Origin of the sequence: Coleofasciculus sp. A1-SPW-01 (assembly GCF_040217205.1) — a bacterium.
Classification (GTDB): domain Bacteria; phylum Cyanobacteriota; class Cyanobacteriia; order Cyanobacteriales; family Coleofasciculaceae; genus Coleofasciculus; species Coleofasciculus chthonoplastes_A.
This window is the reverse complement of sequence record NZ_JAVJNP010000006.1, coordinates 1-14,672: the sequence shown is the minus strand read 5'-3', so window position 1 is coordinate 14,672 and position 14,672 is coordinate 1. Positions and strand designations below refer to the sequence as shown.

General features: G+C 46.1%; 14 protein-coding genes and 1 pseudogene. 6 read left to right on the top strand and 9 right to left on the bottom strand.

Annotation, left to right across the window (positions count from 1 at the left end; genetic code table 11):
* Positions 1-176 precede the first annotated feature (176 nt).
* Both RH949_RS00485 and RH949_RS00480 read left to right on the top strand, forming a co-directional pair.
* On the top strand, positions 177-1,040 hold the full coding sequence (locus RH949_RS00485) for a ParA family protein (protein WP_446351596.1): 864 nt from the start codon (positions 177-179) through the stop codon (positions 1,038-1,040).
* Between the two features lie 400 nt (positions 1,041-1,440).
* Entirely contained in the window at positions 1,441-2,379 is a 939-nt protein-coding gene (locus RH949_RS00480) for a ParA family protein (RefSeq protein ID WP_006099660.1), read from the top strand.
* Between the two features lie 249 nt (positions 2,380-2,628).
* Here the strand turns inward: RH949_RS00480 and RH949_RS00475 are convergent, their stop codons facing one another.
* Entirely contained in the window at positions 2,629-3,093 is a 465-nt protein-coding gene (locus tag RH949_RS00475; RefSeq protein WP_006099832.1) for a bifunctional alanine racemase/tRNA (adenosine(37)-N6)-threonylcarbamoyltransferase complex ATPase subunit type 1 TsaE, read from the bottom strand.
* A gap of 10 nt (positions 3,094-3,103) precedes the next feature.
* The gene (locus RH949_RS00470) at positions 3,104-4,474 is read right to left on the bottom strand and encodes a gluconeogenesis factor YvcK family protein (protein ID WP_446342111.1); all 1,371 of its coding nucleotides are present in this window, start codon (positions 4,472-4,474) and stop codon (positions 3,104-3,106) included.
* Positions 4,475-4,924: 450 nt separating this feature from the next.
* Between RH949_RS00470 and ruvC the strand changes: the two genes are divergently transcribed.
* The 4 genes from ruvC (at position 4,925) to RH949_RS00450 (ending at position 7,828) form a co-directional block, all read left to right on the top strand.
* Complete coding sequence (gene ruvC / locus RH949_RS00465) at positions 4,925-5,440, top strand: crossover junction endodeoxyribonuclease RuvC (RefSeq protein ID WP_006099867.1); 516 nt, start codon at positions 4,925-4,927, stop codon at positions 5,438-5,440.
* Between the two features lie 62 nt (positions 5,441-5,502).
* Positions 5,503-6,669 (top strand): DUF58 domain-containing protein, encoded by a 1,167-nt coding sequence (locus RH949_RS00460; RefSeq protein WP_446351595.1) that lies wholly within the window; start codon positions 5,503-5,505, stop codon positions 6,667-6,669.
* Between the two features lie 310 nt (positions 6,670-6,979).
* Positions 6,980-7,345, top strand: coding sequence for a ferredoxin-thioredoxin reductase catalytic domain-containing protein (locus RH949_RS00455; protein ID WP_006099813.1), 366 nt, complete (start codon positions 6,980-6,982; stop codon positions 7,343-7,345).
* Positions 7,346-7,414: 69 nt separating this feature from the next.
* Positions 7,415-7,828: a DUF309 domain-containing protein gene (locus RH949_RS00450; protein WP_446351594.1), complete on the top strand. Its 414-nt coding sequence runs from the start codon at positions 7,415-7,417 to the stop codon at positions 7,826-7,828.
* Between the two features lie 360 nt (positions 7,829-8,188).
* Here the strand turns inward: RH949_RS00450 and RH949_RS00445 are convergent, their stop codons facing one another.
* The 7 genes and pseudogenes from RH949_RS00445 to RH949_RS00415 form a co-directional block, all read right to left on the bottom strand.
* Complete coding sequence (locus RH949_RS00445) at positions 8,189-8,704, bottom strand: CAAD domain-containing protein (RefSeq protein WP_006099737.1); 516 nt, start codon at positions 8,702-8,704, stop codon at positions 8,189-8,191.
* Positions 8,705-9,118: 414 nt separating this feature from the next.
* Positions 9,119-9,991 (bottom strand): 6-pyruvoyl trahydropterin synthase family protein, encoded by an 873-nt coding sequence (locus RH949_RS00440; protein ID WP_006099672.1) that lies wholly within the window; start codon positions 9,989-9,991, stop codon positions 9,119-9,121.
* A gap of 140 nt (positions 9,992-10,131) precedes the next feature.
* The gene (locus RH949_RS00435; protein WP_446351593.1) at positions 10,132-10,836 is read right to left on the bottom strand and encodes a J domain-containing protein; all 705 of its coding nucleotides are present in this window, start codon (positions 10,834-10,836) and stop codon (positions 10,132-10,134) included.
* 101 nt (positions 10,837-10,937) lie between these two features.
* The gene (locus RH949_RS00430; RefSeq protein ID WP_446351592.1) at positions 10,938-11,375 is read right to left on the bottom strand and encodes an RrF2 family transcriptional regulator; all 438 of its coding nucleotides are present in this window, start codon (positions 11,373-11,375) and stop codon (positions 10,938-10,940) included.
* Between the two features lie 157 nt (positions 11,376-11,532).
* On the bottom strand, positions 11,533-13,374 hold the full coding sequence (locus RH949_RS00425) for an iron uptake porin (RefSeq protein ID WP_446351591.1): 1,842 nt from the start codon (positions 13,372-13,374) through the stop codon (positions 11,533-11,535).
* 252 nt (positions 13,375-13,626) lie between these two features.
* Entirely contained in the window at positions 13,627-13,911 is a 285-nt protein-coding gene (locus RH949_RS00420) for a 4a-hydroxytetrahydrobiopterin dehydratase (protein ID WP_446351590.1), read from the bottom strand.
* Between the two features lie 475 nt (positions 13,912-14,386).
* Positions 14,387-14,672: pseudogene (locus RH949_RS00415) on the bottom strand (photosystem II D2 protein (photosystem q(a) protein)); the annotation flags it as partial.

Sequence of the window (14,672 nt, the reverse complement as noted above, 5' to 3'; positions counted from 1 at the left end):
AGGTTTTAACGCAGAGGTACGCAGAGGGAGTGCGATAGTTTTGTGTAGGGGCGGGTTTTACCATTATCGTTTATTTTTGACCCATAAGTGACTAAACTCGCCCTGACTAACGCCCTCCCTCTCCACCGTATAAGGCAGATCAGAGTATGATATAAGCATCGTCAAAACAACCATGAATGGGACACGTTATTTCAATCGTCAATATGAAAGGAGGTGTGGGCAAAACCACACTCACCGTCAACTTGGGGACAAGTCTAGCTAAAGAACATGGGATGCGAGTCTTAATCGTTGATCTCGATACCCAGATTAATGCGACTCTCAGCCTTATCCCTCCGGTACAGTTTACGAAATGCCGTAAACAAAAGCGCACGCTACAACAATTAGTTAATCAAGCCTTTCAATCCCATTCGTTGTCGTCTCTGCTTGTTAACGAGGTGATTGTCCCCAACATTTGTCAGGTCAAAGGATTGGACTTGATCCCTGGTAATATCGAACTGTACAACGATTTCTTATTAGCTACCCAGATTTATACACAAGCCCATAGCAATCAGCAAGACTTTGAAAAAGGCTGGAATCATCTGGAAGATGCGTTAGTGAAGCGGATTATTCAACCGATTGTCTCTAATTATGACTGGATTCTGCTGGATTTTCCGCCAGGAGATAATTTGCTGACGCGCAGTGGTATAATTGCCAGTGACTTTTATCTGATTCCCGCCAAGCCTGAACCTTTATCGGTTGTAGGGATGGGGATTTTGGAAGGTCGCATCAGAAGATTAAAGCAGAGCGATCGCGCTACACTCAATCTACTGGGTATTGTCTTTTCTTCCCTCGGTCATGCGACAACGATGGCGGCAAAAGTCAAGAAGCGAGTCCGTTCTGATTTTGGTGACGATAAAGTCTTTATCACCGAAATCCCCACCAATGTCGCCATCGCTAAAGCCGTTGATGAGTTTCAACCCGTGGTTCTCACTGAACCCGCTTCCACGGGGGCGAAAGCGTTTACTGAGTTAACCAAAGAATTTCTCCAGCGAATTGCTTAGGGTTAGGGATTGAGGGAGATGGGGGAGATGGGGGAGATGGGGGAGATGGGGGAGATAGTAAAAGGTAGAAACGCATGGTTGTAGGGGCGGGTTTTACCGCTAACAGTTTGCCACAAACCCATCACTTGACTAAACCCGCCCTTCTGATGGAAACCAGGGATAAAATGTACCCTGTGATAATTATACCCTAGGGGCGGGGCGGGTTTAGTTACTTATGGGTGGGGAAAGAAACGATAATTGTGAAACCCGCCCCTACAGAAACTTATTCACTTGATGGGTAAAATCGCTTACCATAGTAGACTGTTGCCTAAAGCTAGGGAAATTTCAGACGCAATACAGCGTTGATAATCTAGGCTGGCTGATACCGAACTGGGTAACGTTTCTCCAAGAGGATTTTATCATGGGATTTGTCATTGCCACAGTTAACATGAAAGGCGGCGTTGGAAAGACGACGCTAACCGTCAACTTGGCAACTTGCTTGGCGAAACAGCATCAAAAACGGGTTTTAGTGGTTGATTTAGATACCCAAATCAGCGCTACACTCAGCTTAATCGCCCCTCAAGATTTTGCTAAAGCCAGAAAAGCGAGACGCACGCTGAATCAGTTAATTGATAAGGCAATTCGTCCCAATCGCCACGCCAAACTGACGATTCAGGATGTTATTAAATCTTACGTTTGTTCGGTAAAAGGACTGGATTTATTGCCGGGAGACATTGATCTGTATGATGAGTATTTAGTCTCCGAGATGCTGCATCAAGAAGCCAGTCGCGAAGAGACTCCCAATTTTAATCAGGTGTGGAATCGGTTTGAGCGGCTGTTGATTAAAAGTATTTTAGAACCTGTGATAGATAACTATGATTTTATTATCTTAGATTGCGCTCCTGGCTATAATCTGTTAACCCGTAGCGGTATTGTTGCCAGTGATTTTTATTTACTTCCGGCTCGCCCTGAACCGTTATCGGTTGTGGGAATTCAACTCTTAGAACGGCGGATTGCCAAATTGAAGGAGAGCCATAAGTCTGGCACGTCTCTCGACTTACAGTTATTAGGCATTGTCTTTATTTTATCCGGAGGATTGCTGGGTCGATATTACAAGCAGGTGATGAATCGGGTAACCGAAGATTTTGTTCCGACGCAATTGTTTAAGAATCGCATTCCGATGGATGTGAATGTGGCTAAGGCTGTTGATAGTTTTATGCCGGCGGTTATCGCTTCTCCCAATTCTTCAGGGGCAAAAGCGTTTATGCGGTTGACCGAAGAATTTGTCGAGAAAATAAATGCCTATCAGAATGAGTTTAAAAATGGCTCTAGTAAAATGAATTTGGCGAATTTGGAGTGATTTAAGCTGTCATGCATTTAAATTGGGTATTAGTAGCGAGCAAGATGCAAAGCCTGCGGCATGGCTTCGCTAAACGCACTACAAGGATTACGCCATTATTGATATTAAGGTTTAAATGCCGAATAGCTTATCATTTGTCCGCTGTACTAAGAAATGTTAACAAGCCTCAAATCTTTACTGTTCCCTGTTCCCTATTCCCTGTTCCCCCATCTCAACCGTCAACTTTAATGAAAGTCCGACTACTTATCCTTATAGAGGCAGTTCCATCGCCGCCTCAGATTTCCCCGTTGAGACAGAAATGAGTTGGGCTTGACGTCCACCTTCGCTTAAATAGGTTAAATTCAAATGCAGATAAGATTCTGGTAAATAGGGTAATCGATCCGCCCACTCGATCGCGACGATTCCTAGGGGCATTTCCACGCCTTCCCAATAGCTTTCTAGGTCTAACGCGGCTACGGCTTCAGGTTCTAGGCGGTACAAATCTAGATGATAGAGGGGAATGCGTCCTTCGGGATATTCGTTAATCAGAGTAAACGTGGGACTGACGATCGCGTCGGTGATTCCCAAGCCTGCACCAATTCCCTGCACCAGTGTGGTTTTACCCGCACCTAAATCCCCCTCTAGCAGAATCACAGTACCTGGGGGCAAAGATTCCCCCAGACGAACACCTAGCGATCGCGTGGCTTGTGCATCGGTTAGACGGAATTTAGTCATTCCTACCTTTTTACATCAGATGAGCGCGACTGTACCAGCGTAGTAACACCCGTGCTAACTTTTCCGGATTATGGCGGACTAGATTCGTGTGCTCATCTTCATCCATGACATTCGCTAAAACAATGCGGCGTCCTAACTCCTCGGTTGCTTCGCGATCCAGAAAAACAGGGTGGGAATTGACTTGGGCATACTTAATCAATGCTTCGGCAGAAGGCACTTTTCGATGCACCAAAACCGCATCAAACAAAGAGTGACCACAACCATTGTCCAGGGCGCGAATATGATCAGCAACCGTATATCCGTCCGTTTCACCCGGTTGAGTCATGATATTACACACATAGATTCGGGGAGCAGTACTTGCCGCGATCGCATCCGTAATTTCTGGCACTAACAGATTCGGCAGGATGCTGGTATACAGACTACCCGGACCAATAATAATGTAATCGGCTTCGTGAATCGCTTTGAGAACAGCGGGAAGAGCTGGAGGATTTTCTGGCGTGCAACCCATCTTGACGATTTTACCATTGGCAGCCGTAATATTCGATTCGCCTTCAATCCGACGCCCATCTTCTAATTCTGCCCAGAGACAGACATCACTCAATGTCGCCGGAAGAACTCGTCCTCGCACCGCTAAAACTTCAGAACTGGCGGCAATTGCCCGTTCTAAGTCCCCCGTAATCTCGCTCATTGCCGTCAAAAATAAATTACCAAAACTGTGACCCACTAGACCATTCCCCGCTGAGAAACGGTATTGAAACAGTTCGGTTAATAGTTTTTCTTGGTCTGCTAAAGCTGCCAAACAGTTGCGAATATCTCCCGGAGGCAGAACCCCAAATTCTTGCCGCAGCCGCCCAGAGGAACCGCCATCATCGGCTACGGTGACAATGGCAGTGATATGGGCGCTGTAAATTTTCAGTCCTCGGAGTAAGGTAGACAACCCAGTACCGCCGCCCACGACGACAATTTTCGGACCACGATACAGGCGACGATGGGCGATCAGCACGTCTACCAGTTCTTCATCGCCTCCGGGTTTTAATGCCTCCGTAATCGAACCCACCGTCCGGGTTTGTCCCCAGAAGATAAACATCAGACCACAAATAATCGCGATCGGTCCGGATACATAGTTGGGAATAACTGTGGTGATGGTTTCCAGAATGGTGGACGTGAGTTGGATTAAGTAAAAAATGGGGGTCAGCTTTGCCCAAATCGCTACCCCCAGACTCGTTAGTAGTACACCTATGGCACTGAGAAGCAACCAGCGTTTGACGAATAGTCCAGGGGCTAACCACTTAAACCACCGATTCACTTGTCGGGGCGTCCTACCTCTTGACTCGTTATGCAGGGTTCGTAGAGCGCGTTTGAGGAGACTAATTGAGGACATTGCTGATACCAGAAACGGAGAACAAAACTGGATAGACTTTAGCTAAGAGCAGGGCAATTGCTCAAGTCCTTGACGGGAGGTGTCGGATTGTCTGCTGTCAACTGTGCCATATTCTTTTATTAGCTGGGAGGATGGGTTGGTCAGGATACATTTTGGAAATTATACCGGGACGACTGATTAATCCAACGGAGAACGTCAATAATCACAACGACTAGAACACCAGTCGGTGTCATCGAAGTCGATGCTATAATTCCTCAAAACTGTAACACGAGCTACACAATCATCCCTTGAATGCAGGTCTTACTGTTCATGGCATCTGCCTGAATGAGGACGTTTTGACCCAACGCTAGGCTCAGAATGACACGTTAGAACGCAACTTGGTATGAGTTTTGAGTTCAGACACGTTTGCCATCATGCACTAGACTGGTGTTCTAGGAGACAGCAAGGTCGATGGGAAAGCGAATTTTAGGACTAGACCCAGGGTTAGCGATTTTAGGCTTTGGGGCAATTATCTGCCAAGCTGAAGTTAAACCAATGACCAAGGTTCGGGGAAAATCGACATCTGAATCTGTACAGTTATTGGATTTTGGTGTCATTCAGACGCCAGCGCGGACGGAACTGGGAAAGCGACTCTGTACAATTTACGAAGATTTACATACTATCCTGGAGCAGTGCCAACCGGATCTAGTTGCCGTAGAGAAGCTGTTTTTTTACCGGATGGGTAATACAATTACCGTGGCTCAGGCACGGGGGGTTGTCACCTTGGTGTTAGCCCAGCATCAGGTGCCAATGGTAGAGTTTACACCTGGACAGGTGAAGCAAGCGTTGACAGGTTATGGGAATGCAGACAAGCACGAGGTACAGCAAGCGGTGGCGCGAGAGTTAAATTTAGAGAGTATACCTAAGCCAGATGATGCAGCCGATGCTTTGGCGGTGGCGTTAACGGCATGGTTTCACCAGCAGTAATAATCTATTGTTTGATTTAATGTGAGAAGATAAAAGCCTAAGCGGTGTAAGGAGTGTGTCAAATGGGCATCATCACTCGAATCACGGATTGGTTAGAAACCCATTGGGTCACTCCTGCTTATGCTGGATGGATATTAGCGGGTATTGCGATTTGTTTCTTTGGCGCGGCGACCAATACTATGTCAGGGTGGCTGTATGTCATCAGTGGTATAACGTTTGCGCTATTGGGGTTAGCGGTTATCTTACCGCCGCGATCGCTACGTCATCTTCAAGTCCACCGCCGTCCCCTCTTTCCGGTTAGTGTGGGTGACGAACTCACCATTGAAATCGATATTGAAAATCCTACCCCTAAACCCAAAACGTTATTACAAGTTCAGGACATTCTCCAATCGGAACTGGGAAAACCCGTGCAAACCGCGATCGAAACGATTGCGCCGAGGGGGGTCTATCACTGGGTTTATTTCCATTCCACCACTAAGCGGGGCGTCTACCACTGGCATGAAATCCAACTAAGAACTGGAAACCCCTTAGGATTATTTTGGTGTCGTCGTAGCCGCCATGCGCCAGCCACAGCAATTGTGTATCCTACGGTATTACCCTTAACCAGTTGTCCAATCGTTGACGAAATTGGCACAGATGATAGTCTACAACTGTTAAGCGATCGCCGTTCTCAATCCGCCACAGAAGACCTGACGCGATCGCTACGACCTTACCGCGTAGGTGATCCAACTCGTCTGATTCATTGGCGTACCAGCGCCCGGTATGGAGAATTGATGGTACGGGAGTTAGAAGTCTTTACGGGGTCTCAAGAAATTGTAATTTGCCTTGATAGTGCGGTAAGTTGGCAATCCGAGGATTTTGAATCAGCCGTGATTGCCGCCGCCTCCCTCTATTTCTATGCCTGTTCTCGTCAGCTTGACGCTAGACTCTGGACAGCTAGAACCGGATTATTACACGGAAATCAAGTTGTCTTAGAAGCCCTAGCTGCGACCCAACCGGGAGAAGATGCAGACGCTGGCGATCCTCCCCATCTTCCCTTAATTTGGCTCACCCAACAATCCGCCAGTCTCAATTCCCTTCCGCCGGGTAGTCGTTGGTTATTTTGGTCACCATCCACAGTAGCCCAACCTGAACGGCACACCTCAGGACTGACCAATTGCGCGGGTCAAATTATTGATAAAGAGGAACCCTTACAACGTCAGCTACAACAGTCCCTTAGCCGGATTTAACCGGAATGGCACCCTCAGATGAGGCGGGTGAGCAGTACCCTTGGTGTCAACTTAAGGTAAAAAGCAGGAAGAGCGGGGGAAGCGGGGGACGCAGGGGGAGCAGGGGTACATTTTCGGTGATTCTATCGCCATAGTTTTGATAGATAGTCTCACATTTCCTTGAAGATGAACAACCTTCTCTACTGCTCAAAGCATTGATGGCTCAAGGTTTTTGGGTTATGCAGCAAGCCCTACTTAGAAGGCTTGCGTTAAAATGCAAAGAAAAGTGAACAACCACACTAAGGAATAAGGTATCTAGCGAATTTTACTTATGAGTACATCAGAAAGCACAAATCTTTCCAATGAGAAAACACTGGCGGCGATGAAGAATTTCGCCGAAACCTATGCTAAACGAACAGACACCTACTTTTGTGCTGACCCGTCGGTAACGGCTGTCGTCATCGAAGGATTAGCGAAACACAAAGATGATTTAGGTTCACCCCTATGTCCATGCCGTCATTACGAAGACAAAGAAGCGGAGGTGAAAGCCACCTACTGGAATTGTCCTTGCATCCCCATGCGTGAGCGCAAAGAATGCCACTGTATGTTGTTTTTGACACCAGACAACGAATTTTCTGGAGAACAGCAGGAAATTACCATCGAGGAGCTTCAATCCGTTCGAGATAGCATGGCTTAATTGTCTTTAAGTCATTGGTCATTTTCAACTCTAAATGACCAATGACTCATACTCTGGAATTAATCACCTATGACTGAGCAATTTTGGCAAGGTGTCGAGCAATTTAATCAACAGGAATTTTATGCCTGTCATGACACCTTAGAGGCATTGTGGATGGAGGCTGCCGAACCAAACAAACAGTTTTATCAAGGTATATTACAAATTTCGGTAGCTTGCTACCATCTCAATAATCTTAACTGGCGTGGCGCTGTCATCTTGCTTGGGGAGGGAATTAGACGCTTAGGTGACTACCAACCTATTTATGAGGAAATTCAGGTTACAGAGTTAATTAGCCATAGTTATCAGCTTTTGCAAACCCTGCAAAAAATCGGAGCAGAAGGCATTGCTGATTTAGTAAAATCATTAACAGCAAATCAACTCAGTCAGGAGGGGGCGTCAGACATTGTTCGTTTACCTAAAATTACTCGAGTTAATTTAAGTTAATTGTAGGGGCGGGTTTAGGGACTATAGGGGCGGGTTTAGGGACTGTAGGGGCGGGTTTAGGGACTGTAGGGGCGGGTTTAGGGACTGTAGGGGCGGGTTTAGGGACTAAAGTCAGCTATTGCTGAAATAACGGAACAACAAAACCCGCCCTCCTCACCAATAACGGAACAACAAAACCCGCCCTCCTCACCAATAACGGAACAACAAAACCCGCCCTCCTCACCAATAACGGAACAACAAAACCCGCCCTCCTCACCAATAACAGAACAACAAAACCCGCCCTTATTCATAAGTCCCAGGACTGGTTTTTTAGAATTATCCCCACCCAAATCCGAGATTCAGGTAGGGATAGAGATTAACTTAACTCTGAGTCGAGTCTTTGCCAAGCAATTGCCCTTTAAGAGAATCAAACTCTTGAGCCAATTCTTGGCGACTTTCAGCTTTCCAAAGATAACGGGCAATAAACCAGATTGTGTAACCAATCCCAACAAGTTCAAAAATTGGGGCTAATAAGGGAATGTCGTTAATGGCATCCAGTACAGCTAGGGTAACATACACGGTGATAAAGCCGGCTATCACTAGCCCAATCAAAATGATGGCTTGTTGGTACTCGTAATAAAATGCACTGATTATCGCCGGAAGTTTGGACAGGAAGTCAAACACAGGCTGTACCCATTCCTGCCAAGCTTGATCCGTGGTTTGACCCGCAGCGGGAAGCTTGGCTTGATTATTAGGCGGGAGTTGGGCAACTGTCCCAGGTTGGTCAACATTGACATCTACTTTAGACTCTGGGCTTTTTGTAGCGTCGGCTTGAGCCGTCTTGACCTCTGGGGGATTACCCTCAGTATATTCAGATTTTTGTGGATTCGGTTCCATAGTTCCTCTACTGTGACCTCAAGTAGGACATTTTATCGTTTGTCTGAGCAGGATGGGTATAATAGGCAGAATATTAAGCTTTCGCCTATCTTACCAAAAGTTTTTCTCATGACTTCGGTGAAAGCAAAAAACTGATACTCAAACTCTGCCATACCTGGCTCATTTACCTCAATCAGCGAGAATGATCCCGCTACAATCTTTGATTTAACGGTGGGAGAATGTCAATGTTCCCCTCTTCTATTCACTCGTTACGTGAATGGGAAAGAAGCATCCGGAAGCCAAACAGCACCCAGATCCCCGACTTCTCTAAAAAGCCGGGGATCTATACTCTTAACGACTATGGAAGGCAGGGGCAGGGGTTTGAGCGCTGACTACTAGACCAACATCATCATAGAGTAGATGGGGTACTCTCCCCTAAACAAATGTTAGAACAGGAGATGCGATCGCGTCCGGTTCTACCGATGATGTGTCACCTGTACAATAGACTTCACAGGAGTTATTGGGACTTTCAATGAGTTTAACTTTATGCAGTTTCGCTCCTAATTTTTGAATCGGTGACTGGAGTAATTGCCGAATATAGATGGCAATATTTTCTGCCGTCGGCACAACCTGGTCAAAGTAAGGGATGTCTTTGTTCAGGAAGGTATGGTCAAAGGGTTCGACGACATAATCATCGATTACCTTCTGCAAGGCTCCCAAATCGACAATCATCCCAGTACGTGGGTCAATTTCCCCTTTTACGGTTACCTCTAAATGATAATTGTGTCCATGACCATTGGGACGAGCGCATTTGCCGTAGATTTCACAGTTTTGGTCATAACTGAGTTGGGGATGAGCCAGCCGATGAGCGGCGCTAAAGTGGGTCGATATGGTGAGATATGCTTCCATTCCGTTTCCTAAATAATCAGCCCAAAGTTCTGGATGTTCAAATAGCTGTATCTTGACAAGCGGCAAATAAGGTGCTAGCTTTTGCCAGATGACACGCGCAATGTTTTCGGTCGTAGGTAGGGTTTCCTGGAAGTCTAGCCAAGTATGATTCAGATAGGCATAGTCCAATTGGCTGGTAACCTCTTGCTTGATCACTTTTTTGACTTGCGATAGGTTTTGCACCATACCGTATTCGTCTAGGTCACCTTCAAGGGAAACAAATAGGACATAATTATGTCCATGACCAGGAAACTGAGCACCCCGACCAAATTGCTGCTGGTTTTGAGCTTCACTCAGTTCAGGTAACCAATAGCGATGACTGGCAGAGAACTGGGCTCGGCGGTTAATGATGCATTTCATGCGTTTTTGAGGCAAGTCAGAATCTTAAATTTCTGTAAATTAGCATTATTTCTAGAATAAACGAATATTGGTTAATTGGTCATTCGTCCTTTGTCATTGGCAATTCGTTTTTTGTTAATCATTCATTATAGAATTTATAATTAATAATTTAGATGCTTAATGGCATCTTGAGCGTCGTGGCGTAAGCTGGTGGCGATTCTGAAGAGTTCTTGACCGGTATGCAGGTAATGTTTGTCGTAATTGAAGGTAAACCGTTCTAGCTCATCAATACCATCTCCCAACTGATTGAGACAGTAATACAAGGAAGCTGCAACACCAGCAACAGGGGCGGGATTAGGTTGGGAACGAAAGGTAATCTGAGCCTGATTGAGATCATGACGACAGTTTTCTAGATAGGTTTGAAAGTCTTCCATGAGTTCGTCATCAAAGGGATCAGCCGCGAGTTGATTGATTTGAGTGTTTAGGGATTTGAGAATGGGAATAATCAATCGGTTCACTGGTTTATAGACTTGCTGCAACCAGATTTCTAGGTGAGTGTCAGTATTGTATGATCGCGCCCGTTGACGTTTATACTGTTTTCGAGCCGCTTCGTGACGCTGTTGGTGAGTGCGGCGTTTGGATGAAAACTGGGGATAGAAAAGCTGTTGATCGTAAGAATGGCGTCGCTGAGGATCTCTGAGAACTTCATACGCCCCATTGATCTCGATAATTTTGTCCGAGTTAGCGGTTTTAGTTTGGCTATCGGGGTGAAAGCGTTTAGCTAAACGTCGGTAGGCTTGCTTAATTTCTTGGACTGTTGCTTGCGGATGGATATCTAATGTGTGGTAATGATTGTCATTCGTCATTTGTCATTCGTCATTCGTCTTATGTCACACTCACTCCCAAAAAGAAGCAAGCTACGTTTTATGTCCTTTGTTAGGGAACGGGAAACAGGGACATCGTAATATTAGATGTAATACATAATGTTCAACTGTTGCCTGTTATTCAGTTTCTCCCATAAATCTTGCAGTGTATAGTCTCGCAAGATATCATTAGTGCGATCGCGGACTTCTTGCCATGTTTCTTGGACGATAGCACTGGCTTCAGTTATCGCATTGGTTTGGCTACCAGACGTTGTGGCGGTTGAACCATCTAGGCAGTTAATAACATCCAATAGAGTAATTGTCCAGGGTTCCCGCGCTAGGAGGTAGCCGCCTTTAGACCCCCGTTGGCTACGGACTATATTGCCCCGTCTCAAGGTTGCCAGAAGTTGTTCTAAATAGCGATCGGGAATATTTTGTTGCGCGGCAATCTGTCGGATTTGTAAGGGTTCTCCCTGATTGTAATGACCCGTGAGTTCTAAGAGAGCAAGTAGGGTGTATTCAGTCTTACAGGAGAGTTCCACAGAAATTGATTCATGTCAGGTCAATCATTCCCAGTATACCCCGGTTTTCCGGTGGGGTTTGTTGGTTTAGCTTAGACAAGCTGAAAAAACCCCGCTTGCTGGCGGGGTGATATCATTCGCGAATTTTCAGGCTAGTTTTGCCGTTTGCGGAATTGACTTAGAACGTGAAAGTCGTTCTCAGGGTACCAATGACTGCATCTTCATTATTGTCATCCTGATCGGGATTAAGCAGCCAGATGACACCTGGAGTAACCGAGATATTATCCGTGAGTTGGTACTTGTAGAAAGCTTCAACGTGCCAGGGTAACTCGTCATCCTCTCGTCCAAAATTATCGCTTGGAGTATTAATACTTCCGGCGTAGGGTTGTACACCGCCAAAAATACCGAGTACGTTACCTTCCTTACCCAAGTCAGACAAGGCTACGCCAGCACCATACGTCCAGATTTCACTATCGCCTCGACCAATTAGGATTGCATCGGTGTAGGCACCATAGCCACTAATTGAAATTGTTTCACTCAAGCGGAATGCTGCTTGTATCCCGTAACTGTTAGTTACCATAGGAACTCGGTCGTTGGCGTCCCCGGCAAAGGAACCTGGGTTATTAGCGAGCCCAGTACCGACAATACCATTACCAAAGTTGGGGAAGCCCTCATCAGAACCACCACCACCAATATCAAATATGGCGCTGCCAGCATTATGATAACCGTGGACGTAAGTCGCACCAATACCAATCCGATCACCAAGGTTGAAATTTAACTGGGCTAGTGCCGCATATTCACCGTTGAAGATCCCCAAATCTTCACCGGGATTTTCTGCACCAGGACCTGCCAAGTAACCGAGAGTCAATGTACTTGGTCCTAAGACTCGTTCTAGTGGACCTGCACCTAAGCTAATAGCTGCACCTGCACCACCACCGATACGATAAATGGGGCTTTCAGAAGCAAAAGCAGACAATGCACCATTACCACCGTCGTAGTCTTCAAAGTAAGGATTCAGGGTAGGAGCATAGTCGCTATGAATCCCACCTGCGCCAGCTACGTAAACTTTGGAGCTGCCAAAATTAAAGTAGTATGCTAGCCAGTCTACAATGACATCATTGCCATCTGTATTTCCGATGTTGAAGGTTTGAGTCGCTTCAAAACCTGCACCCGTATTCAGTAGATCTGCATTTCCGGCAGCTAGACGAGTCACTAACCGATCCTGACCGGTGAAGCTCGTATTAAGTTCTAGACGAACCCTGTCTTGGAATACAGTGTTATTGTCAAAGTCAGAATTAAACTCGTCGGTGAGCGCAAAAATCACTTCACCCCGTAACTTAGTCGTCGTGGAAAACTGATTATCTTCCAAGAACGCCACACGACCTTCTAGATTATCAACTCGCGCCCCTAGGGTTGCTAGTTCCGCTTCAAATTCCTGAATTAAGCGCCGCAGGGTTTCTAACTCAGAATCGTCAAAACCACCCGTACCAATCAAACGCTCAATTTGGTTCAAACAAGCATTCAAGCCAGCGGCAAATTCGTAACGAGTCAGCGCCCGATTGCCCCGGTATGTACCATCTGGATACCCAGCGATACAACCGTAGCGTTCGACTAGGCTGCGTAGCGCTTCATACGCCCAGTCTCCCGGAGAAACATCGCGTAACTGACCCACACTTGTCACTTGCCCGCTGGAGTTTCCGCCTTCGCTGCTGTAGTCATTGATTTGATTTAAAATCTCAGCGTCATTGGGCGCAGCAGGTACAGCTTGAGCCAAGGTCGGTTGTACCTCTGGCTTCACCTCTAGACTGGCTGGAGTTAACTGTTCCGGATTAACCGCAATTTCTTCTGAAACCGTAATATCAGCAACACCATCGAACTGAACTTCTGGCGTTGCTGTTTGAGTGTCAGTGATAGGCAGATTGGCGCTATCGGCTGCACGTACTCCCACCGTAGATGCAACCAAGGTTACACCTAATACCGCTGGGCTAATAAGTAGAGACTTCCACAGTAATTTCGACATCTTCTGTCCTCACACCTTTACAGAAAGAATTTGATTGCCCTTCTCGCACTATGGTACATCGTCTATTGGCAGATGGTATTTTTTCGCTTAATTTTCCGGTTCATCTTGGAACTCTTGTCCATCTGCCAGTCAGTCAGCTTTTGCTAATACTGCCAATTATATATCTAAAATGGCTGCTTATTACACAAGCAGTCTTAGATGTCAAGCTTTTTAAACTGGTACTTAAGCCCTTGCCATATCAGCGTTTTACTGCTATGCGCTTAACTGGGACAGCGTTTGAGCCATCTCAAAGTCATTAGCTGTCAAACCCCCAGCATCATGGGTGGTGAGACTAATTGTCACCTTGTTATACGAAATCGCTAAATCAGGATGATGTCCAGCCGCTTCTGCGGGTTCAACAATCTTATTGACAAAGGCGATCGCTTCGACAAAATCTTTGAATTGGCGAGTTGTGTGTAACTCTTTGCCTTCAACAGTCCAGCCTTCTAATGACTTGACTTTTTCTTGAATTTCTGCGTCACTGAGTAACTCAGCCATACCTTTTCTCCCACCTTCAACTTTAAAAAAATGCCCAAAAAACTATCCGCTCTCACGGGAAGCACTTAGATAAAATCTATAGCACTTATAGTGAGAGCGGTCTAGCGGGTCTTCTGATTGAAACCAGACTGCCGGAAGGAACTCCTTAACCAGCCCAGTTTCTCAATATATGAGTTCTCCGAAGAGAACTGAGCTAACTGTTAGAGAACAGCCCCGGCGCACAGCCGGCTAACTCCAATCAGATGACCCATGCTTTTACTACTATCGCTCATGGGCATCACCTCCTTAATCCCTGTACGGTTTTTTAATCCGTTAGTTATTTGGTGTTTATTCACCTTCAATTAGAATAACACACCATTTAGATTTGGCAAGGGGAAGCCAGGAAAGTTTTTCGTCATTCGTCATATTAACCATGAACAGAAAAAAACCCCTACCCGAAGGCAGGGGAGCAAAGTTGATGACTAAACCCAACTTATTAGAGTGCGTTACCGCGAGGTAGAACTTCCTCAGGGAATTCAAACTTCTGGTGGGGTTGGTCTTGAGGCGCCAACCAAGCTCGGACACCTTCGTTAAGCAGAATGTTCTTGGTGTAGAATGTCTCAAATTCGGGATCTTCTGCCGCCCGGATTTCCTGGGACACGAAGTCATACGCCCGCAGGTTTACCGCTAAGCCAATCACACCCACTGAACTCATCCACAAGCCTGTCACTGGGACAAACAGCATGAAGAAGTGCAGCCAGCGCTTGTTGGAAAAGGCAATC